This window comes from Halomonas faecis (genome assembly GCF_010993975.1).
Lineage (GTDB): Bacteria > Pseudomonadota > Gammaproteobacteria > Pseudomonadales > Halomonadaceae > Halomonas > Halomonas faecis.
Map to the genome: position 1 here is coordinate 197,174 of NZ_JAACZO010000057.1, position 21,144 is coordinate 218,317.

The window sequence follows — 21,144 nt, forward strand, 5'->3', positions numbered from 1 at the left end:
AGCGGCGTGCCCTTTCTGGGTTTCACCCCATGAACTGCCCCCCGTTGATATCGATGTTGGCGCCGGTGATGAAACCAGACTCCTTGTCGGCCAGGAACACCACCAGACGAGCGATCTCTTCCGGCGTACCGAAACGCTTCACCGGAATCGTCTCACGGATGGCTTCACGCACTTTCTCCGGCACTTTCATGATCATGTCCGTGGCGATGTAGCCCGGCGACACGGTGTTGACGGTGATTCCCTTGGTCGCCGTCTCCTGAGCCAGCGACATGGTCAGGCCATGCATGCCGGCCTTGGCCGCAGCATAGTTGACCTGGCCGAACTGGCCCTTGCGGCCATTGATGGATGAGATGTTGATGATCCGGCCGTGGCCGTGCTCGAGCATCCCCTCGATGACGCTGCGGCACGTATTGAAGACACTGTTGAGGTTGGTATCGATGACCTCGTTCCACTGATCGGGGCTCATCTTCTTCAAGGTACCGTCACGCGTGATGCCGGCACAGTTGACGAGCACGCTGATGGCACCATGCGTCTCCTCGATCTCCTTGACGCCGGCAACGCAGGCATCGTAGCTGGTCAGATCGACACCGGAGAGCGCGATGTTGTCGAAGCCGTCGGCTTTCTGAGCCTCGAGCCAGCTCTTGGCCTTTTCCGGGTTGTGATAGCCCGCCACGACCTGATACCCCGCCGCAGCAAGCGCACGGCAGATCGCCGAGCCGATGCCACCGGTTCCCCCGGTAACCCAGGCAACGGGTGCTGATTGAGCCATAGTAAACCTCCCTGATCATGACGTTCATGCGTAAGAGCCTGACGCAGCGCGAAACAAGCCCGCCTCGACAGGATGCGACCCCAAGCGACGCCCCTGCAAGGCTCCTTATTGATTATGGACGCTGAGGCACAACCTGCACGAAGCACGAGCGTTGACACTTCGCTTGACATGGCACCGACATAGCGTAGAATAGCGCCACGTCGATGCGGGGTGGAGCAGCCTGGTAGCTCGTCGGGCTCATAACCCGAAGGTCGTCGGTTCGAATCCGGCCCCCGCTACCAAACATCGAAAAAGCCAGAACCCTTTGGGTTCTGGCTTTTTTCATGTTTCATCCCAAGCGCTTCACAAGCTCGACCTCAGCCCACACCACTTCTTCTGGCACGTACGCTGCAGCCCAGTCAGCCCCAATGACCAAGCGCCATCCGCTTGCCGGGCCGGCGAACCCACGGTCAGTGCATTGAAAACCTCGCCAAGGCCCAGTGGAGTGCGTCATTCCACCGGGCATGTCCGCCCAGCGTCGCAATGGCGGCAGCCAGCTGAGCTCTAAAAATTGCAACACACCCCGCCTTTCATTAGCCCAGGAAGCTTCACAATACTCCGATGGGTACGCTGCTGGCATAGCAACAATCACAAACCCGACCAGGAAGGATGACCCATGCCCCTTTCCAAGCTACTGGACTGGCGCCTTCATGCGCTCGTCATTCTGATCTCGCTACTCTCCGAAGCCATCGGTATTCTTCGCGTTCCCATGGGCCCCGGCACGCTGCTGCTGCTGCCGCTGTTCTACGCTTTCATCATCGGTGTGCTCGTCAACCCCAACGTGACGCGCACTGCCGGGAAGTTCATCCCCGGTAGCGTCAGCCAGGCCGCAGGGCCGCTGATCCTACTGTCGATCATGCCGTTCATCGCCCGCTTCGGCTCCACCATCGGTCCCGCCATCGAGGACCTCATCAGTGCCGGGCCGGCACTGATCCTCCAGGAACTGGGCAACCTGGGCACCATGCTGATCGCCCTACCGGTGGCCGTGCTGGTGTTCAAGATGGGCCGCGAAGCCATCGGTGCCACCTACTCCATCGCCCGCGAGCCCAACATCGCGGTGATCTCCGACAAGTACGGCCTCAAGGGCCCCGAGGGTATCGGCGTGATGGGCACCTACGTGGTGGGCACCATGTTCGGCACCCTGTGGTTCGCGCTGATGGCCGGCTACCTGACCTCGCTGGACATCCTCGATCCGCGTGCCCTGGCCATGGCCTGTGGCGTGGGCAGCGGCAGCATGGTCGCCGCCTGTTCGGCGGCCATCGCCGGCTCGCTGCCGGAAATGAAGGACGAACTGCTGGCCTTCGCCGGCGCCAGCAACCTGATGACCTACGCCACCGGCCTCTATTTGACGCTGTTCGTCGCCCTGCCCATTGCCGAGAAGCTCTATACCCTCTTGACCGGCAAGCGCCAGGCCAAGCCCGTGGGCGCCCAGGTCAATGCCGCTGCCGAAGCCAGCGAGGTGCCCGAAGAGGAACGCCCCGAGAAAAACCTCGGCAAGACCGCCATCGTCATGGCCGCGGCCTGTGCCGTTGCCTGGGTCGCCAACACCATCAACGGCGCCGGCCTGATCGAGGCACTGCCGGGCATGCTGATTCTCTACGTGATGACCATGATCGGCCTGGCAGTGACCCGCTACGCGCCCTTCTACCTGCCGGGGGTGGCCTGGGTCTCGCTGGTCAGCATCCTGCTGACCTTGCCGTGGATGCCCGGCAGCGCTTGGCTGGTCGACCAACTCAGTGCGGTCAACTTCCTGGCCATCGTCACTCCGGTGCTGGCCTATGCCGGCCTGGCGCTCTCCACCCGCGAACTGGCCATGTTCCGCCAGGCCGGCTGGAAGCTGGTGATCATCGCCCTGCTGGTGTTCACCGGAACCTTCGTCGCCTCTGCCATGATCGCCGACCTGCTGCTGTGAACGAGGACTGGATGACCATGACCGCAAACGCCGTGCCTCCTATCGATGCCGAGACCCTGCTCGAATGGCGGCACGACTTCCACCGCCACCCGGAAACGGCCTTCGAGGAACATCGCACCAGCCGGCGTATCGTCGAGATCCTGGAGCAGGCCGGCCTGCCCTTCGTGAGCGGGCTGGGCGGCGGCACCGGTATCGTTGCCACGCTTCAGGGGCGGCTGGGCGACGGGCCGAGCATCGGCCTGCGCGCCGACATCGATGCCCTGGACGTCACCGAGCTCAACGACGTCGGGCACGCCTCGCGCGTGCCCGGCAAGATGCACGCTTGCGGCCACGACGGCCACACCACCATGCTGCTCGGTGCCGCCTGCCGCCTCGCCCGGCAGCCCGACTTCGCCGGCCACGTTCGCTTCATCTTCCAGCCTGCCGAGGAAAGCGAGGGTGGCGGCCGGGTGATGGTCGAGGAGGGCCTCTTCGAGCGTTTCCCGATGGAGGCGGTCTACGGGGTACACAACTGGCCGGGGCTGCCGGTGGGCGAAGCCGCGGTGCACGACAGCGCCGTGATGGCCGCCTTCGACGTATTCACCCTCAAGCTCAGGGGCAACGGCTGCCACGCGGCCATGCCCCACCTGGGCTGCGACACCATCCTCGCCGCCTGCCAGCTGGTCAACCAACTGCAGGGGCTGATCAGCCGCGAGACGCCGGCCCACCAGACGGCGGTGCTCAGCGTCACCCAGTTCCATGCCGGCGATGCCTTCAACGTCATCCCCGAAGGCGTGGAGCTGCGCGGTACCCTGCGTTGCTTCGACGAGACGCTGCGCCAACGCCTCGCGCAACGCTTCCGCGACGCCGTGGAAGCCCAGGCGCGCTTCCACGACCTGGAGGCCGACCTCGACTATCAGCCGCGCTACCCGGCGACCTTCAACACTCCCGAGCACGCCCAGCGCTGCGCCACCGTGCTCGAGGCCATGCCGGAGATCACTCGGGTGCATCGCGACCTGCCACCCAGCATGGCTTCGGAGGATTTCGCCTTCATGCTGAACGAGCGTCCCGGCGCCTATATCTGGCTGGGCAACGGCGAGCGAAGCGCGGCGCTGCACAACCCTCACTACGACTTCGATGACCGCCTGACACCGCTCGGCGTGGACTACTGGGTGCAGCTGGTACGCACCCTGCTCGCCCACCACCCGGATACCCCCTGACAGGAGTTACCCGTGATCAAAACCGTTACCGTCATCGGCCTGGGCAACATGGGCCGCGGCATGGCCCTGACCCTGCATCGTGCCGGCTTCACGGTACAAGGCAGCGATATCGCCGCCGAGGCTCGCGAGCGCCTGGCCGCCGAGGGTATCGCCACCGCCCCACCCGAAGCTCTCGAAGCCAGCGAAGCCTACGTCCTATCGCTACCCACTTCGGCTCATGTATGCGAGGTGCTCGAGCAACGCCCCGGACTGCTCTCCCGGGCGCCCACCGACAGCCTGATCGTCGACACCTCGACCAGCGACCCGGTGGCGTCGCGCCAGCTGGCCAAGACGGTGACAGAGGCCGGGCTATGCTGGTTGGACGCCCCGGTGAGCGGTGGCCCTAGCGGCGCCCACAGTGGACAACTGGGCATGCTGGTGGGCGGCACGACGGCCACTCTAGAGCGTGCCCGTCCGCTCCTGGAAGCCATGGCGGCGCGCATCACCCATGTTGGCGAAGCCGGCAGCGGCCACGTGGTCAAGCTGGCCAACAACTATCTGTGCGCCGCCCATCTACTGACCACCGCCGAGGCGGTAGCCATGGCTCGGCGTGCCGGAGTCGACCCCGAAGCCTGCCTGGACGGCCTCAACAGCGGTTCCGGCCGCAGCGCGGTCAGCGAGGTCAATTTCCCGCGCTGGATTCTATCCGGCGACTTCGATTCCGGCTTCACCACGGGTCTGATGCGCAAGGATCTGCGCCTGGCGCGACAGACGGCCCGGGATCTGGGTCTAACCGACGGGCTGCTGGAGCAGGTTGTGGAGAGCTGGCACGACGAACGCCAGGGCCTCGACGACGCTGAGGACTTCAACCGCATCACCGCCCGGCTGCTGGAGTCGGCCGACCGACATGCCGCCAGCCGAGAGGAGGAGAACCCAGCATGAACGCCCTGAACCAGCAGGCCCGGAAGCGTCTGGCCCAACTTCTCGACGCCTATGGCATGGACATGCCCCAGCCCAGCGCCAACTGGGTGAACGGGAGGCTCACCGCCGGCACCGGCGACACGATCAGCTTGCAGGACCCGGTCACCGCCCTGTCGCTGTTCGACTATCGGGATGCCGGTGAGGACGTCGTGGCCGTGGCGGTGGAAGCCGCTCGGCGCGCCCAGCAGGAGTGGATGTCACTGAGTGCCAGCGAGCGCGGCCGCCGGATGCAGCGCGCCGCAACCGGTCTGGACGGACACGAGGAGTGCCTCGCCGAGCTCGAAAGCCTGATCGCCGGCAAACCGCGCCGCGACTGTCGTGGCGAGGTCGACAAGGTACGCGAGATGTTCGAGTACTACGCCGGCTGGTGCGACAAGCAGCATGGTGAGGTAATCGACGTGCCGAGCACCCACCTCAACTACGTACAGCGTGTGCCCTACGGCGTGGTGGGGCAGATCACGCCGTGGAACGCACCGCTGTTCACCTGCGGCTGGCAGCTCGCCCCGGCCCTGGCGGCAGGCAACGCCGCCGTGCTAAAGCCCTCCGAGCTCACCCCGATCACTTCGGTGCTGCTGGCCATGCTACTGGAACGCGCCGGCGGCCTGCCGGCGGGGCTGATCGGCATCGTCAACGGTTTCGGCCACACCACTGGCAGCGCTCTGACCACTCACCCCAATGTCGCCAAGCTGGTGTTCGTGGGCTCGCCGGAGACCGGGCGACTGATCGCCGAAGCCGGCGCCCACCGCCTGGTGCCCAGTGTGCTGGAACTGGGCGGCAAGTCAGCCAACCTGGTCTTCGAGGACGCGGTGCTGGACGACGCCGTGGCCGGCGCTCAAGCGGCAATCTTCGCCGCCGCCGGTCAGAGCTGCGTGGCCGGCTCGCGGCTGCTGCTGCAGGAGAGCCTGGCCCCCGATTTCACCGAACGTCTCGCTCGGGCCGCCGACGCCATTGCCGTAGGCCTGCCGAACGATGAAACGACGCGGATGGGCCCGTTGCAGAACGCCGCCCAGTACCGACAGGTACGCCGGCTGATCGATGAAGCGCTCGCCGAGGGAGCGCAGCTGTTGACCGGCGGCGACCGCCCCGAGGGCCTGCCCACGGAGGCCGCCGACGGCTACTTCCTCGCTCCCACCATCCTCTCCGGCGTGACCCCGGAGATGGCCATCGCCCGCGAGGAGGTATTCGGACCGGTGCTGGTGGTGATGACCTTCCGCGACGAGCAGGAAGCCATCGAGCTGGCCAATGGCACCCGCTTCGGGCTGGCCGGCGCGGTATGGAGCCGCGACACCGGCAAGGCCCTGCGCGTCGCCCACCAGCTGCGCGCCGGCACCGTATGGGTGAATGGTTACAAGAGCATCAACGTGATGTCGCCCTTCGGCGGCTTCGGCGACAGCGGGTACGGGCGCTCCAGCGGTGCCGACGGCCTGCGCGAGTACACCACCACCCGCAGCGTCTGGGTAGAGACCGCACCCAACGCCAGCGCCGCCATGGGCTACGGCAGCGGCTAGCCGGAAGGGTAGTGCCGGAAGGCACTCATCCAGTGCTGCAGATGACGCAGCAGCTGCAGCCCGGCCCGCGGCATGCGCCGTCCGATGCGGGTGACCATGTGGGCATTGGCCTGGCTGAAGTGCCTGCCCACCACGTCGCGGGCCACCAGGGTGCCCTCCTCCAGCTCCCGGGCGGCGGCAAAGCGCGGCAACAGCGTCGCGCACAGCGAGGCCCGCGCCGAGTGCTTGAGGACCTCGAGCGAGCCGGTCTGGATGCCCACGATGGGACGATGTCCGGCTTCGCGAAAGGCCAGGTCGACCAACTGCCGCACCCCGTGGCCCGGGTGCCATAGCGCCAGCGGGTGCTCGGCCAGGGCATCGAGGGTAAGCGGCTCGTCGCTTGCCGCCAAGGAATGCTGCGGCGCCATCAGCAGTACCAGCGGCTGGCGGGTAGAATGCCAGAAGCGCAGGTGAGGGTGCACCTGCTCGTGGTACATCAGGCCGATGTGCGCTTCGTCGTTGACCACCGATTCGATGATCTCCCGGGTGCTGCCGGTGTCGATCTCCAGGCGGATGCCGCGATGCGCCTCGGTGAACTCGCGCAGCGGATGATCGATCAGGTCACCGACGAAGCCTTCTCCCACACACAGGGTGATCTGACCGGTCTCCAAGCGCTGGTACGCATCCAGTTCATCGCTGAAGCGCCGGTCGAGCATGGTGCGCCGCTGGCAGTAGTCGAGCAGCATGTCACCCACTGGCGTGGAGCGTACGCCATCGCGCCGCCGCTCCAGCAGGGTCGCATCCAGCGCCGACTCCAGCAGTCCGATCTGCCGGCTCACCGCCGAGGGGGCGATATCCAGCCGCGAGGCGGCGGCACGAATCGAGCCGGTTTCCACCGTCAGTTGAAAGTAGATCAGGCGCTGGTGGGGTATCTCCATGGTCTCGCCTCCTAGCCGCCCGAACCTGTCCGTGATCGCCCGATCAGTCGTTCGACCGCTATCCGGTCCAACCGTTTCAGGAGGCCAACTAAGCCGACCACCAGGAGACTCGGACGAAAAACCGCAAGAATGAACGTGTGGCATTGCATGGGCGAGCGCTTCCGATCGCGGTGGTCGCTACGCTCATTCGGCAATCGCCCTGGCCGCCAGGGCGATGCCGCGGTCGTCACCGGCCGTGCCCCGGCAGAACGCCTCGCTGTAGAAGCGTCGTATCAGGTCACGCTCACGCAACCGACCGCCGCGTAGATCGTCGAGCCAGTGGCTGAGCTGCCCGGCGACGCGACTGCCGTCATGGGCGACCAGCTTTTCGGCGGCGCCATCGCTCATCAGCGCAATGCCCGTCACGCCATCCATCCCCAGGCACCCCGACTGCACCTGCTCGGACCTCAAGCGATCGTCCACGAAGGTCGTCTGGTTGGCGAATTCACCGCGTCCCGATTCGCCGAGCAGACTCAGCAGCGGCATGAGCGCCGGCTCATCGGACGACTCGGCCTGCGGATCCGGCACGGCACGCTCGACGACGATGGCACCATCCCCGACCTTGAGCCACAGCAGGCGCGCACGCCCTACCACGGCCAGGAGCAGCGTGCAGCGCAGGTCACGTACTTCGCGGCGTTGCACCTGCGCCGTATCTGCCAGGACTCCCTGGGCATGCCTGACCAGCAGCAACGCAAGATCGCGGCAGGCGTCATCGTCGGGCGGGTGTGCGGTATCGAGCAGTGGCGCCACCTGACCTTCCAGCGTGACGAGCAAGCGACACAATGCGCCGGTCACCGCCTGGGCGCCATACTCGGAGGCAATCGCACTGCCGGCTCCGTCGGCCACGGTCAACAGCGGGCGCGGAGCCACCGTGCTCAGGGCGGCATCCTGACACGGCACGGAAGGCTCAGCCTCCAGATGCGCGAGCCCGGCCACGGCAATCGCCAGGCCCCGCCAGTCATCCTGGGTATCGCCGAGGCACGGCTGGTTGTCATCAACGCCCACGCTGCGCACTCCCGCCGACCTTGCCGCCGGTCACGACCAGTTCACGCAGGCACTCGCCATTCTCGAGCTGCTCTCGATAGGCGCTCAATGTTTCGTGCCATTGCGCCAGCGTGGTGCGCTGGGCGGGATTGTCGGCACCTTCGGTGAAGGTGGTGATGAAGGACTCCTGCACCGCACTGGGCAAAGCCTGCCACAGCGCGTACCAGTCGCCCTGCGGCACGCTGCGCTGACCGCGTCCATAGGCGAAGTTGCCGCGCCGAAGGTTCCGCACGGGGTCGCCGCCCCCCACGATGTCGTAGGGGTGACGCCCCAGCATCAGGCACTTGAAGAGCACGATGGCCAGCGAGAAGGCCTCGCTGCGCGGCGTGCGCACGATGTCGCGAAACGCTTTGCCCTGGTGCTCCTTGGGGGTCATGTCGGGACTGCCCACCGGGCAGGGGTAGAAGGTACCGCCCACGCGCAGTTGGTAGCTGTCGCAGTCGATGAGCGTCACGCTGTCGCTGCGCGGTACACAGAACACGTTGTTGAGGTTGTAGTCGCCGATGCAGATACCGGCACGATGTAGCTGCTGGACGATCTCGATATAACGCAGCAGGTAGCCGACGATCTGGCGACGATCCAGATTCGGGAAGTGGCGAGCATACAGCAGCGTATGAGCCAGACACCCCATCTTGACGCCCTGGGCCCGATACATGGCGAAACCGATCCAGCGATGCTGGTGGTCGAATACGCGGATCAGCGGCCAGCATACGTCTTGGGTGGTCTGGCTATCGCGCAGTTCGCGCATCGCCTCCACCTTGCGATGCAGCAGCTCGCCGCGCTTTACCAGCACCTCGGGGTAGTACCACTTGACGATGACATCGGCGCGGCCACGCAGGGCGTAGATATCGCCTTCCCCTCCGCTGGCCAACCGCTGGCCCAGTTGGCGCGGTTTGCCCAGCGAATCCATCACGATCTTGCCGCGCACCGCTGCGTCTCCTTTCGACCGAGCCCTCGATGCCTTGCCTCCCGTCCGCAGACCCACGTTCATGTCAAATGCTGTCCCAGCTGTCGGTCGGCGGCAGCCTCACCTGCTCGGTGGTCGAGGACGAGGCCGACACGCGGCTCATGCTGGCCGACAACCACTGGAAGAACTCACGGAACTTGAGACCGTCGAGCCGTTTGGCAGGCCGTGAGGAAAAGGCACTGAGTGCCTCCAGGTCCGCCTCTTCGACCCCCACCGGTATCACCACCGTCTTGCGCTGCTGAGCCAGGGTGCGCGAGCGAGCGGCCGCCCGCTCCCAGGCATCGGTCGGCACGCCGTCACTGATCACCACCAGCCACGGCTGGTAGTAGGCGACACCGGCCTGGCGGTAAGCCGCGGTACGTGCGTCGAGACGATCCAGTGCCAGCTCCTTGGCCTCGCCCAGCGGCGTCATGCCGGAAGCGGTGAACTGCCGGCACTGGGAAATGTTCATGGCCGTGGTGAACGGCAGCTGCTCGGTGACGTGGCCACCCGCCGTTATCACCCCCAGCTCTACCGAGCAGGACGCCATGTCATCGTCCTGAATGGCGGCGATGAACGACTGCACGCCGGCATTCAATTCACGCATCGGCTCGCCGAACATCGAGGCGGAGGTGTCCAACACCAGCATGCAGGCGCAGCGCGGAGAAGGGTTGTCTATCAGGTCGCTATCGCGGTTGAGTCGGTATGTTGCCATCGACGGTTCCTCGTATCCGGTCGCCCCGGCCCATGTCCACCGGCCGGCAACGAGCGTACCACAGGTGGCATTGCCGTTGCCGCGGGACGGGCCGAAAGTCGTTGTCGAGACCTTGAATCGCTGCGTCATCACCCGCATCTTCGCGGTACATCCACCATCACGGAACGCATTGCCCATGGCCATCGTCGACCCTCATAGCGGTGCGCCGCTGACGCCGGAGCCGGACACGTCCAGCCAGTCTTCGGCACAGGCGGATATCCCCGATGAACAGTTGATCATCGATGTCGACCGCAACAGCATCCAGCAGGTGCTGGAATTCTCCATGCAGGTACCGGTTCTGCTCGACTGCTGGGCCCCTTGGTGCCAGCCATGCAAGACGCTGACCCCGGTGCTGGAGAAGCTCGCCCGGGAGTATCGCGGCACTTTCCTGCTAGCCAAGCTCAACATCGACGACAACCAGGACATTGCCGCCCAGCTTGGCGTGCGCTCGGTGCCCGACGTCAAGTTGATCAGCCAGGGGGGGCTGGTGGACCAGTTCCAGGGCGCACTGCCCGAGAAGGAGATCCGCGAGTGGCTGGGTCGCTACTTCCCCGCTCCCGAAGAGGCTCCCGCGAGTCCCGAGGAGCAGGCCGCCGAGGCACTGTCCGCCGGCGACACCGAAACGGCCGGCGCGCTCTACGAGCAGCTGATCCAGCAATACCCACAGCACTATGCCTACCAGGTGGAACTGGCGCGGGTACGGGTAGCCGAGGGACACCACGATGCGGCACGCCAGCTGCTCGACGACCTGCCACCGGAAGAGCGCGACGCCCCTCCGGCACGTGGCGTTCGCGCCAGTATCGAATTCACCGAAGAAGCCCCTTCCCGAGAGGAGATCGCCGCCCTCGAGGGTCGCGACGACAGTGAGGCACGCTTCAAGCGAGCGCTACGTCAAGTGGCCGACGGCGATTACGAGAGCGGGCTCGAAGGGCTGCTCGAACTGCTCAAACACGACCGCGCCTATGGCGACGATGCTGCGCGCAAGACACTGCTGCGGGTCTTCGATGCGCTGGGTGCCGACCATCCGCTGACCGTGGCCTATCGGCGCAAGCTGTTCACTCTGCTGTACTGAAACGTACCGCGGCCGAGCCTTGGCTCAGCCGCACAGCACGCCATCCAGCCGCAACAGGGCCTGTTCGAGCTGCAACGCCGTGGTGCCGAAATTGAGCCGCGCGAAGCCCGGCCAACCGAAGTCGGCACCATCGGAGAGCGCCACCCCGGCCCGCTCGAGCAGCTCCCTCTGGGGTGAAGTTGCGTGATCGACCAACCCACCGGCATGGCGCAGATCCAGCCATGCCAGGTAGGTCGATTCGGGTTGGCTCATGGCCACCCCCGGCCAGGTAGCGACATGGTCCTGCAGCGTCTGGCAATGCCGATGCAGCACCTCGAGCAGGGCCTGTCGCCACGGATTGCCATGCGCATAGGCCGCCTCGGCGGCCACCAGACCGAGCACGTTGGCGTCCGGCACCAGTCCTTGAATCCCGGCAGTGAAGCGGCGGCGCAGCAGACGGTCGGGAATCACCGCACAGGCGGTGGTCAGCCCCGCTAGGTTGAACGTCTTGGAGGGCGCCCATAGCGTCAGGGTGCGTTCGGCGAGTTCGGGAAAGGCAGCCGCCAGTGGACGGTGACGCGCGCCTTCATCGAGCAGCAGGTCGCAATGCAGTTCGTCGGAGACCACCAGCAGATCATGGCGCCGCACCAGCTCGGCCAGACCGGCCAGTTCGTCATGGCGCCACACCCGGCCGGTGGGATTGTGAGGGTGGCACCACAGCAGCAGTCGAGTCTCGGGAGTGATCGCCGCTTCCAGGGCGTCCAGGTCAAGCCGCCAGGGCGCACCTGGCTCGGCCGGCTCGGCCAGCGCCGCCTGCTGCGGCAAACGACCGGTACGTTCGGCCACCTTGAGGAACGGTGGATAAATGGGGGTTACCGTCAGTATGCCATCGCCCGGCTCGGTCAGCGCCAGGCTCGCCAGATGCAGGGCCGGCACCACGCCGGGCAGCCAGCGCTGCCAGCCGGGCTCGATGGCCCAGCCGTAGTGCTCCTGACTCCACTGACAAAGCGTGTGGCGCAGGCTATCCGGGACCAGGCCGTAGCCGAAGACTCCGTGGTCGACCCGGGCACGCAGCGCCTCGGCCACCGCCGGAGGAGAGTGGAAGTCCATGTCGGCCACCCATAGCGGCAGCACGTCATCACCGTAGCGATGCCATTTCTGCGAAGGCCAGGCTCCCTCGCTGGGGTGGCGACGCTCGACTGGCGTGGCAAAATCGAACTCCATGTCCTTTCCTCGACTCAGGGAAACCGCCAATGATGACCGAGACCATGCCGCAAAGCGGCTTCTATGCCAAGGCACGCCAGGGCATGCCGGCGCTGATCGACCAGTGGCGTCGTCTGGGCCGCGGCGATGCCGACCGTCTCGCGCTGATCCTCGCCGAGACGGCACGGGTGGCACGCCTCGGTGAGCCGGAAGCGACCCCCGACGGTGCCACGCTCACGGCCTGGAGTCAGCCAGGCGCGCAGGATGACGTCCCCCTGTGGGCGGCACGCACCGCCACTTTCCTGCTCGTGCAGATGCCGGCCCGTCCGACGCCGGAGAACGAAACGGAAGCCTGCGCCTGGGCCTACTGCTGGCTGCTCAATCGCGACTTCGACAGCGTGGAAGCGGCGCGTGAAGCACTACCGGAGCACCTGCGCAAATGCCTCAATCATGTCGTCGGTGCCGCCTGGGCCGACCGTCAGGGCCTGCGTCTGATCTGAAAGGCACAGAGCGGCGCCGCCCCATCGCCCCACTCCACGCGAGGATGACACATGGACGTTCCCCTGAGCTGGCAGCTGGCCAAACTGCTGGTCTCCATCGCTATCGTGCTCGGCCTGTCGGTGATAGCCGAACGGGTCAGCACCCGAGTCGCTGGGCTGCTGGCCGGCTATCCGTTGGGCACCGCCATCGCGCTGTTCTTCATCGGCCTGGAGATATCGCCGAGTTTTGCCGCCGAAAGCGCCGTCTTCAGCCTGGCTGGCTTCACCGCCACGCTGGCACTCGGCGGCGGCTATCTGCTCGGCGGACGCCGCGAGGGTCTGCCCGGGGTACTCGGCGGTACGGCCTGCGGTCTGGCGGCTTGGCTGCTGGCTAGCCTGCTGCTGACTCGCATCGACTTCACTCGGCTCACCGGCACCTTGACCACCCTCATCGCCATCGTCGGCTTCATCTGGCTCTACCGTCACCTGCCCGACACCCGGGCGACGACGGTACGCGGCGGTTTCCGTTGGCCGGCACTGGCAATTCGCGCAGGGCTGGCCACTGGCATCGTCTTCCTGATCACGGCACTGGCGCACCTGCTGCCCGCTTCCTGGTCAGGCATGCTCGCTGCCTTCCCCATTTCCATGTACCCGCTGCTGGTCATCCTTCACCTGACCCATGGCGCCGCACCGGCCGCCACGGTGATCAAGCACTACCCGGCCGGGCTGGGAGCGCTGCTCTGCTACACCCTGTGCGTGTCGTTCACCTACGCCCCTTGGGGGCTCGCCATGGGCACACTGGCCGGATTCGGCATCGCCACTCTGTGGCTGCTCGGCTGGACGAAATTGCAGACTTGGCATGCTCGGCGCGCCCTGATCGGAACTTGACCTAGCGTTTGCTCGGGGCAATGCTAACAACCGGCCCATCGTCCCGTGCCACTCTCAACGACAATGATCTGACAGGATACGCCCATGTTCGTGCGCACCATCGAGCCCGCCTTCTACGACACCGACGCCCTCGGCCACGTCAACAACACTCGCCTGCCGGCCTGGTTCGAACTGGCCCGGAACGATCTATTCAAGTTGTTCACCCCGGATCTCGATCCGGCAAAGTGGCGACTGATCATGGCCCGCATGGAAATCGACTACCGCGCCGAGTTGCACTACGGACACGAGATCGAGCTGCGCACCTACCTGGCCCGGCTGGGCAACAGTTCATTCACGGTGGCACAGGAAGCCTGGCAGAAAGGCGAGCTGACCAACCTCGGCCACACCGTGCTGGTGCACTTCGATCATGCCACGAAACGTGCCGTACCCATCGAAGGCGAACTGCGGGCAGCCCTGGAATCCCACTTGCAGCCCATCGAGGAAGCGGAGCAGGCATGACACCGGCCGTACGACGACTAAAGCGCGACGGAACCGACTTCACCCTGCTGCGCTACGCGCATGACCCGCGCACCCAGGCTTATGGCGAAGAAGCCATCGACGCGCTTGGGCTCGACCCGGCCAGCGTGTTCAAGACGCTCGTCGCTCGACTCGACGACGGCCGTCTGGTCGTGGCCATGGTGCCGGTACGCGCCCGACTGGACCTCAAGGCGCTGGCGCGAGCGGCAGGAGCACGCAAGGCGGCAATGGCAGAGGCCGAAGCGGCCGAGCGCGCCACCGGCTACGTACTGGGTGGAATCAGCCCGTTGGGCCAGAAACAGCGCTTGCCGGCCTTCGTCGATACCAGCGCCGACATGCTCGATGCCCTCCATGTCAGCGGCGGGCGGCGTGGTCTGGAGATCCGCCTCGCACCGCATGATCTGATGCGCTTGACCGAGGCGCGTCTCGCCCCGCTCGCTCGCCGCGAAACGGCCTGAGCCGAAAGCGCTGTCTCGCTGTCTCAGCCCATATGCCCCCGAAACGGGCCACATTCTCGTCACCAGGAGCCGTCATGGCCATTCGCTACACTCTCTGGCTCGACCCGGACAACGTGGCTCAGCATCGTGCCGTGGAGGCGGATCTCGAGCGCTACTTCATGGAGCGCTTCGCCGACTACCCCCACATCCGCTTGTTCGGGGCCGACCCCTACGATTATGATGCGCCGTTCAACCGCCTCTACGACGTGTTGATGGCGCGGGCCAACGAGTACTGCGAGCGGCAGTGGTGTTACGTCCCCACGCCGGAGCAGCTCAACCGCACCTTCTTTCGTGCCGTGGGCCGCTCCAACAAGTTCGTCCGGGATCCTGCCGATGGTGATCAACGCCAATCAGACGCCTGATGCTCGCCAGCTGGCTCTCATCACCGCACAACTCGGCCGCCCCCCGCGCGGCATCGAGGCGGTGGCGGCCATTGACGGCGAAGGCACGCCACTGGTGCTACGCATGGCGCCCATCGTCGATGGCAAACCCTTTCCTACCCTGTATTGGCTCTGCGATACCCGACTGAAGATCGAGCTGTCACGCATCGAGGCCGCCGGCGTGATCAAGCAGTTGGAGAACCGGCTGCGCGAAGACCCCGACTTCCTCATCGCCTACCACGCGAGTCATCGTGACTATGTCGCCACCCGCTGGCGCTGCATGAGCGACGCCCAACGCACCGAGGTAGCTCGCCTCGGCTACGAAACGGTGTTGACCCGACGCGGCATCGGCGGCATCGGCAACTGGGACCAGGTTCGTTGCCTGCACACCCAGTACGCCCACCATCTGTGCGGCGACAACGTCATCGGCCGGTGGCTCGATGCCGAGTTCAAGGTGGCCGACTGCCTGGCGTGACCCTCCTGCCACTGCGCGATTCCTGCTAGGATAGTCTCCTTTTCAAGGAGATACGCATGGCGAGATTCTGTGTCTATCTAGGTTCGCGTGAAGGACGCGACCCGGCTTACCTCGCGGCAGCCCGCAACCTTGGCGCGGAGCTCGCCAAGCGCGGTCACGGCCTGGTGTATGGCGGTGCCCGCATCGGCCTCATGGGTGAACTCGCCAATGCCGTATTGAGGGCCGGTGGCGAGGTGATCGGCGTGATGCCCGATCACCTGGTGGAGCGGGAGCAGGCTCACGAGGGGCTGCCGACGTTGGTCCGCGTGACCAACATGCACGAGCGCAAGGCCAGCATGGCCTCGCATGCGGACGCCTTCATCGCCCTGCCCGGCGGCATCGGCACTCTGGAAGAATTGTTCGAAGCCTGGACCTGGCAATACCTGGGGCTGCACGACAAGCCCATCGGCGTACTCGACACCGCCGGCTTCTTCTCACCGCTGCTCGACTTCCTGGACACGACGGTGGAACAGGGCTTTCTCAATACCACGACCCGCAACTGCCTGCTGGCGGCCGAAACACCGCCTGCACTGCTGGACGCCTTGGAGGCGCAGCTCGGTAGCGAGCGACGACCCTGAACGTCGTCATCCCCCTCGCTGAAGCGGGCCGTTCACTGCCGTGCCGCTAGCTCTCGGGTCCGTACGTAGGTGAGCTGCAGCAAGCGAGCGTCGTCACCGGCGCGATGCCGATGGATGTCCAGCTCCTGGACCAGCGCTTCGCGGGTGGTATGCCACAGCGCAAGCTGACGCTCGTCGAGCAACAACCTCAGCGCCTCGAGACGAAATGCCGGCAACAAGCCGGCATGATGGAAAAGCAGCGACAACCAAGTGTTATCGTAGCCCCAGCTGTCACTGTAGGCCACGCCAACCTCCCCCAGCTCGTCATTGAGCCAGCGCGCCACCTGGGACACCGGCAAACCTTCACGCGCCAATCGTGCCCGGGAAATACCGTGCAGCAATTCCGCCTTGGGATCCCAGTGGATCCACTCGGCCAGCGGCTGAACGAGGAAGGCACAGCAACTCCCATCGGTGCGTGCCAGGCCGATTTCTATCGGGTAGCTACCGCGTCCGAACCCGGACGCTTCGATATCCAGTAGTGTCGGAAGCGTCACGGGTAATGGAAGTCCTTGCAGCCAGGGTCACGAGCGCGTACCGCCAAGTGGCGAACGAGCGGTCAGTGTCGCGTCTGGATGTGCTCGCTGTCCAGTTCGACCGCATCGAGCGGCAGGTGCCGTTCGGCCAGCGCCTCCCAGTGAGCCGCCTGTGCTCCGTCCACGGGCAGTCCCAGTTCACCATTGCGATAAGCCTTGCCCAGGCGAGTTGCCGCCAAAGCGTGGCCTGCCTCTCCCGCACGGGCATACCAGGTGACGGCACGATCCTCGCGGCGCGGATACTGGACGCAGCCGTATTCGAAGATCAGCCCGGCCTGATACTGGGCCTTGAGATCGCCGCCTTGAGCAGCTTCCAATACGTAGCGGGCTCCGCGCGCCTTGTCCTGAGGGCTCACGCCGCGATGGAAGAGCATATGCCCGTACAACGACAGCGCCGCCGGATGACCCGCATCGGCACAACGCTCGAACAGATGCAGCGTCAACCGTTGCGTGCGCGGTGAGCGTGGCAGCCAGCGCGTATGAAAGAGCTGTTGGGCAAGACGGTATTCGAGCCGGGTGAACAGTGACGATGCCTGCGTCATGGCAAACAACCTTGCATCCCGTATGGTGTGAACCTGACTCCCGCACCATCCCATGGGCGTCGTCATGGTAAGTCGTCGCTCGCCATCCGGACTCCGCCGGGGCCTGTGAAGGGTGGCCAGCATACGCCCGCCTCAGCGGCGACTCAACCCTTGTCGTTTGCTGCTTCGACAGGCCCCGGCTACCATTGGCTAGCGACACTGACGACCCCTTCCACAGGAGTGACGGATGCAGACACGACCGCTGGGCAACACGGGCATCGAAGTCAGCCGACTGTGCCTTGGCACCATGACGTTCGGCGAGCAGAACAGTGAAAGCGAAGCCCACGAGCAGCTCGATCGCGCCGTGGCCTTCGGCATCAACTTCATCGATACCGCCGAGATGTATCCAGTCCCTCCACGGCCCGAAACCCAGGGCCGCACCGAAGCTTACATCGGCAGTTGGCTCAAGACACGCACCAGCCGTGACGATGTCATCATTGCCACGAAGGCAGCCGGACCGGGGCTCGATCATATTCGCGGCAGGCCACGCCTGACGCGCAAGCACCTCCACCAGGCCATCGACGACAGCCTCGCGCGTTTGCAAACCGATTACGTGGACCTCTACCAGCTACATTGGCCGGATCGGCGCAGCAATTTCTTCGGTCGGCTCGGTTACGTGCACGACGAAGAGGAAGACGCCACTCCGCTGGAGGAGACCCTCAGCGCACTCAAGGAACTCGTGGATGCGGGCAAGGTTCGCGCCATCGGCCTTTCCAATGAAACGCCCTGGGGGGTCATGCGCTGCCTGCAGCTTGCTGACTCGCTCGGGGTGCCGCGCGTCGCCTCCGTGCAGAATCCCTACAACCTTCTCAACCGTTCCTTCGAAGTGGGCTTGGCCGAAATCGCCCATCGCGAAGGCGTCGGTCTGCTCGCCTACTCACCGCTGGGCTTCGGCGTACTCTCCGGCAAATACCTGGATGGCGCTCGTCCATCCAACGCACGGTTGACGCTTTTCGAGCGCTTCCAACGCTACACCAGCTCTCAAGCCGAGGAGGCAACCCGTGCCTACGTAGCCATCGCCCGCGAGCGCGGTCTCGACCCGGCCCAGATGGCGCTCGCTTTCGTCAACTCACGGCCCTTCCTCACCAGCAACATCATCGGCGCCACCACCATGGAGCAGCTGGAGAGCAACCTGGAAAGCGAGTTCCTGAAGCTCGACGACGACGTATTGGAAGCCATCGAAGACGTCCACGTGCGCCTCTCCAATCCCTGCCCCTGAATCCGACGGGCATGGCCTCGCTATGGCCTCGATAGCCCAAGCCCGTCGGGCGGCTTGGTATACTGACTGCCGATCCACCGGCCACAGGAGCGCCCCATGCTGAGCGTCATCTCACCTGCCAAGTCCCTGGACTTCGAAACGCCCCCCACCACGGCTCACTATACCCAGCCCGACCTCCTCGACCGCAGCCAAACGCTGGTCGATATCCTGCGTGGCTACTCGCCTCAAAGACTCAGCGAGCTGATGGGCATCAGCGACAAGCTGGCCGGCCTCAATGCCGCACGCTTCGCGGAATGGCAACCCCCCTTCACACCCGAGAACGCGAAGCCGGCGGCCCAAGCCTTTCAGGGCGACGTCTACCAGGGCCTGGCGGCCGATACCTTCAGCGATACCGACAGTGCTTTCGCCCAGGATCACCTGCGTATACTGTCCGGCCTCTATGGTCTGTTGAGGCCTCTCGACCTCATCCAACCCTATCGGCTGGAGATGGGCACTAGGCTGGAAAATCCTGCCGGCAAGGATCTCTATGCATTCTGGAAACCGCTGCTCACCGAGGAGCTTGGCAAGGCAGTGGCCGCCAGCGGCAGCCCGGTACTGCTCAACCTGGCCTCCAATGAGTACTTCAAGGCCATCGACCCCAAGCGCCTCAAGGCTCGAATCATCACACCGGTATTCAAGGACGAGAAGAACGGCAAGTTGAAGATCATCAGTTTCTACGCCAAGAAGGCACGCGGCCTGATGGCGGCATGGGTGATCCGTCAGCGTCTCGACGACCCGGATGGACTGAAGGACTTCGACATAGCCGGCTATCGTTACAACGCGACTCTCTCCGAGGGCGATACCCTGGTCTTCACGCGCGCCGAATCAGCCAGCTAGCTCTGTCCGCCTGCCCGTCAGCAAAAACGCAATGGCCGGGCAGCTCTGGGCTTGAGAAAGTGTCGGTGAACCGACTTGAACCGTTCGCCATCACAGCGCTCCAGCCATTCATAGGCGGCCATGTCTGCGCTGACCGGTACCGCTCCGGCCTGCGCCATGCGCGACCTGGCCAGGGCGGCCTCTTCGGCACGCCGACTGGCAGTGGCATCCGCCAGCCAGTAGACCTCATACCCCGCTTCGAGCAGACCTAGCCCCGTCTGCAGTACGCAGATATGGGCTTCGGTACCACATAGCACAATTTGGCGCCGACCGCTGACTGCCAGCCCATCGGCAAGTTCCGGCTCGGACATGGCGCTGAAATGAATCTTATGCCACAGGCGGTGCTGCGGCACTGCCTCTAGCAGGCGCGGATCGCTGCCTCCCAGAGCATCAGGGTTCTGCTCTGTCAGCCATACCGGCACGCCGAGTGCCTCGGCCACGCCGCCCAGCCAACCAGCCTCGGCTACCGCTTGCTCTCCACCGTCGATCACCGGGAGCAACCCCGCCTGAAGATCGACGATCAGCAACAAACTCTCTTCTCGTTTCAAGCGCATCAGGCATTCCTCTTGGCAGCAGCCGTTATCGAGGCAAGGATATCGGAGCCCCTCAGCATAGCGGTTCGAGTCACCGATCTCGAGACATCTTTCCGAGGCATCAGCCCCACGGATCCGTGACTCGGCCAAGAACGTTTCCCAAGACTGCGGGTATCCTTTACCCGAACCCGGTTCGTGAGCCGCACGTCGGCTGGCCATCGCACCTGCAGGAGACCAAACCACCCTCTGCAGCCTATGGGCATGAGGCATCGACGAGAAAAGGCCGGAGCTATCCCCGGCCTTGGATCTGACGACTGAGCTGACAAGATCAGTTATCTTCAGCGGATTCCTCGACCGACTCGCCCATCTCTTCGATCTCTTCTCCTGCCTCTTCCATCGTCTCGTCGATATTCTCACCGGCTTCCTCGGCTGGCCCTTGCTCTTCTTCACAAGCCGCCAGACCAACGCCCAGCATAGCAAGCATGAGTACCAGTCCCAGTTTGCTCGTAATCGCAAGCCGCATCGTGAACCTCCTTTTCGGTGAAAAGTTAAACAGCCCTCCCTTCAGGCTGCCACTCTCCAGCCTAGCGGCTCATTTCCATGTCGACCATGTTTGTCACGGCTGACCTCGTCGACAACGAAAAAACCCCGACCAATGGCCGGGGCTTCTGAATAAGCGCCTGACGATGATCGGGGCGGCCTCCCGCGACTCTCCATGGGAGACCCCCAAACGACGAAACCCCGACCCATGGCCGGGGCTTCTGAATAAGTGCCTGACGATGACCGGGGCGGCCTCCCGCGACTCTCCATGGGAGACCCCCACAAACGACGAAACCCCGACCAATGGCCGGGGCTTCTGAATAAGTGCCTGACGATGACCTACTCTCGCATGGGGAGACCCCACACTACCATCGGCGCTGAGCGGTTTCACTGCTGAGTTCGGCATGGGATCAGGTGGTTCCCACTCGCTATGGTCGTCAGGCGAAACACCGTGAATCATGCCGACCGACGTCTCGTCGTATCCGTCAATCGTGCGCGTCATGCGCAGACCCCTTGGGGTTATATGGTCAAGCCTCACGGGCCATTAGTACCGGTTAGCTCAACGCCTTGCAGCGCGTCCACACCCGGCCT

General features: G+C 64.9%; 24 protein-coding genes, 1 tRNA gene and 1 rRNA gene. 15 read left to right on the forward strand and 11 right to left on the reverse strand.

Translation table 11 applies throughout. The features are described 5' to 3' along the window. Positions 1-22: 22 nt before the first annotated feature. Positions 23-769 carry an acetoacetyl-CoA reductase gene (phbB, locus tag GFD32_RS17855; RefSeq protein ID WP_163577923.1) on the reverse strand — a complete coding sequence of 249 codons (747 nt, stop codon included), beginning with the start codon at positions 767-769 and terminating at the stop codon, positions 23-25. Between the two features lie 204 nt (positions 770-973). Here phbB and GFD32_RS17860 point away from each other — a divergent pair. The 5 genes from GFD32_RS17860 (at position 974) to GFD32_RS17880 (ending at position 6,387) form a co-directional block, all read left to right on the forward strand. Next, positions 974-1,050 (forward strand) — tRNA-Met (locus tag GFD32_RS17860). A gap of 374 nt (positions 1,051-1,424) precedes the next feature. After that, the gene (locus GFD32_RS17865) at positions 1,425-2,720 is read left to right on the forward strand and encodes a DUF3100 domain-containing protein (RefSeq protein WP_163577924.1); all 1,296 of its coding nucleotides are present in this window, start codon (positions 1,425-1,427) and stop codon (positions 2,718-2,720) included. A gap of 17 nt (positions 2,721-2,737) precedes the next feature. Then, the gene (locus GFD32_RS17870; protein ID WP_163577955.1) at positions 2,738-3,919 is read left to right on the forward strand and encodes a M20 aminoacylase family protein; all 1,182 of its coding nucleotides are present in this window, start codon (positions 2,738-2,740) and stop codon (positions 3,917-3,919) included. Positions 3,920-3,931: 12 nt separating this feature from the next. Then, positions 3,932-4,840, forward strand: coding sequence for an NAD(P)-dependent oxidoreductase (locus GFD32_RS17875; RefSeq protein WP_240455700.1), 909 nt, complete (start codon positions 3,932-3,934; stop codon positions 4,838-4,840). After that, on the forward strand, positions 4,837-6,387 hold the full coding sequence (locus tag GFD32_RS17880) for an aldehyde dehydrogenase family protein (RefSeq protein ID WP_163577925.1): 1,551 nt from the start codon (positions 4,837-4,839) through the stop codon (positions 6,385-6,387). The genes GFD32_RS17875 and GFD32_RS17880 overlap by 4 nt, the downstream gene beginning before the upstream one ends. Here GFD32_RS17880 and GFD32_RS17885 read toward each other — a convergent pair. The 4 genes from GFD32_RS17885 to GFD32_RS17900 form a co-directional block, all read right to left on the reverse strand. Next, complete coding sequence (locus GFD32_RS17885; RefSeq protein WP_163577926.1) at positions 6,384-7,304, reverse strand: LysR family transcriptional regulator; 921 nt, start codon at positions 7,302-7,304, stop codon at positions 6,384-6,386. The two genes, GFD32_RS17880 and GFD32_RS17885, sit on opposite strands and share 4 nt — an antisense overlap. 183 nt (positions 7,305-7,487) lie before the next feature. Further along, complete coding sequence (locus GFD32_RS17890) at positions 7,488-8,348, reverse strand: protein phosphatase 2C domain-containing protein (RefSeq protein WP_163577927.1); 861 nt, start codon at positions 8,346-8,348, stop codon at positions 7,488-7,490. Further along, positions 8,338-9,315: a kinase gene (locus tag GFD32_RS17895; protein WP_205599159.1), complete on the reverse strand. Its 978-nt coding sequence runs from the start codon at positions 9,313-9,315 to the stop codon at positions 8,338-8,340. Before GFD32_RS17895 ends, GFD32_RS17890 begins: the two co-directional genes overlap by 11 nt. A 64-nt stretch (positions 9,316-9,379) precedes the next feature. After that, complete coding sequence (locus GFD32_RS17900; RefSeq protein ID WP_163577928.1) at positions 9,380-10,048, reverse strand: vWA domain-containing protein; 669 nt, start codon at positions 10,046-10,048, stop codon at positions 9,380-9,382. Positions 10,049-10,223: 175 nt separating this feature from the next. On the opposite strand from GFD32_RS17900, the gene GFD32_RS17905 reads away from it, so the two are divergent. After that, entirely contained in the window at positions 10,224-11,159 is a 936-nt protein-coding gene (locus GFD32_RS17905; RefSeq protein ID WP_163577929.1) for a tetratricopeptide repeat protein, read from the forward strand. Positions 11,160-11,183: 24 nt separating this feature from the next. On the opposite strand, the gene GFD32_RS17910 is transcribed toward GFD32_RS17905, so the two are convergent. Continuing rightward, the gene (locus tag GFD32_RS17910; protein WP_163577930.1) at positions 11,184-12,362 is read right to left on the reverse strand and encodes a MalY/PatB family protein; all 1,179 of its coding nucleotides are present in this window, start codon (positions 12,360-12,362) and stop codon (positions 11,184-11,186) included. Positions 12,363-12,406: 44 nt separating this feature from the next. On the opposite strand from GFD32_RS17910, the gene GFD32_RS17915 reads away from it, so the two are divergent. The 7 genes from GFD32_RS17915 to GFD32_RS17945 all read left to right on the forward strand — a co-directional run bounded on the left by GFD32_RS17915 (position 12,407) and on the right by GFD32_RS17945 (position 16,193). Next, complete coding sequence (locus GFD32_RS17915; protein ID WP_163577957.1) at positions 12,407-12,841, forward strand: hypothetical protein; 435 nt, start codon at positions 12,407-12,409, stop codon at positions 12,839-12,841. Positions 12,842-12,892: 51 nt separating this feature from the next. Next, on the forward strand, positions 12,893-13,708 hold the full coding sequence (locus GFD32_RS17920) for a hypothetical protein (protein WP_163577931.1): 816 nt from the start codon (positions 12,893-12,895) through the stop codon (positions 13,706-13,708). 84 nt (positions 13,709-13,792) lie between these two features. Then, positions 13,793-14,206: an acyl-CoA thioesterase gene (locus tag GFD32_RS17925; RefSeq protein WP_163577932.1), complete on the forward strand. Its 414-nt coding sequence runs from the start codon at positions 13,793-13,795 to the stop codon at positions 14,204-14,206. Next, complete coding sequence (gene ybaK, locus GFD32_RS17930; RefSeq protein WP_163577933.1) at positions 14,203-14,682, forward strand: Cys-tRNA(Pro) deacylase; 480 nt, start codon at positions 14,203-14,205, stop codon at positions 14,680-14,682. Before GFD32_RS17925 ends, ybaK begins: the two co-directional genes overlap by 4 nt. Before the next feature lie 74 nt (positions 14,683-14,756). Beyond that, positions 14,757-15,083, forward strand: a complete 327-nt coding sequence (locus GFD32_RS17935) for a hypothetical protein (protein ID WP_163577934.1) — start codon at positions 14,757-14,759, stop codon at positions 15,081-15,083. Then, on the forward strand, positions 15,055-15,576 hold the full coding sequence (locus GFD32_RS17940; RefSeq protein ID WP_163577935.1) for a DUF501 domain-containing protein: 522 nt from the start codon (positions 15,055-15,057) through the stop codon (positions 15,574-15,576). The genes GFD32_RS17935 and GFD32_RS17940 overlap by 29 nt, the downstream gene beginning before the upstream one ends. A 56-nt stretch (positions 15,577-15,632) precedes the next feature. Next, a complete protein-coding gene (locus GFD32_RS17945) occupies positions 15,633-16,193 on the forward strand; it encodes an LOG family protein (protein ID WP_163577936.1) in 561 nt (186 codons plus the stop codon). Positions 16,194-16,225: 32 nt separating this feature from the next. On the opposite strand, the gene GFD32_RS17950 is transcribed toward GFD32_RS17945, so the two are convergent. Next, positions 16,226-16,726 (reverse strand): 3'-5' exonuclease family protein, encoded by a 501-nt coding sequence (locus tag GFD32_RS17950; RefSeq protein WP_163577937.1) that lies wholly within the window; start codon positions 16,724-16,726, stop codon positions 16,226-16,228. A gap of 62 nt (positions 16,727-16,788) precedes the next feature. Further along, positions 16,789-17,307: a tetratricopeptide repeat protein gene (locus GFD32_RS17955; protein WP_163577938.1), complete on the reverse strand. Its 519-nt coding sequence runs from the start codon at positions 17,305-17,307 to the stop codon at positions 16,789-16,791. A 226-nt stretch (positions 17,308-17,533) separates the two neighbouring features. Here GFD32_RS17955 and GFD32_RS17960 point away from each other — a divergent pair, with 226 nt between their 5' ends. Then, positions 17,534-18,565, forward strand: a complete 1,032-nt coding sequence (locus tag GFD32_RS17960; protein ID WP_163577939.1) for an NADP(H)-dependent aldo-keto reductase — start codon at positions 17,534-17,536, stop codon at positions 18,563-18,565. 96 nt (positions 18,566-18,661) lie between these two features. Next, positions 18,662-19,441, forward strand: coding sequence for a peroxide stress protein YaaA (yaaA, locus tag GFD32_RS17965; RefSeq protein WP_163577940.1), 780 nt, complete (start codon positions 18,662-18,664; stop codon positions 19,439-19,441). A gap of 17 nt (positions 19,442-19,458) precedes the next feature. Here yaaA and GFD32_RS17970 read toward each other — a convergent pair whose 3' ends face one another. The 3 genes from GFD32_RS17970 to rrf all read right to left on the reverse strand — a co-directional run bounded on the left by GFD32_RS17970 (position 19,459) and on the right by rrf (position 20,995). Beyond that, positions 19,459-20,034 (reverse strand): isochorismatase family protein, encoded by a 576-nt coding sequence (locus GFD32_RS17970; protein ID WP_163577941.1) that lies wholly within the window; start codon positions 20,032-20,034, stop codon positions 19,459-19,461. A gap of 307 nt (positions 20,035-20,341) precedes the next feature. Then, complete coding sequence (locus GFD32_RS17975) at positions 20,342-20,536, reverse strand: hypothetical protein (RefSeq protein ID WP_163577942.1); 195 nt, start codon at positions 20,534-20,536, stop codon at positions 20,342-20,344. Positions 20,537-20,879: 343 nt separating this feature from the next. Further along, positions 20,880-20,995 (reverse strand): 5S ribosomal RNA (gene rrf / locus GFD32_RS17980). Between the last annotated feature and the right edge of the window lie 149 nt (positions 20,996-21,144).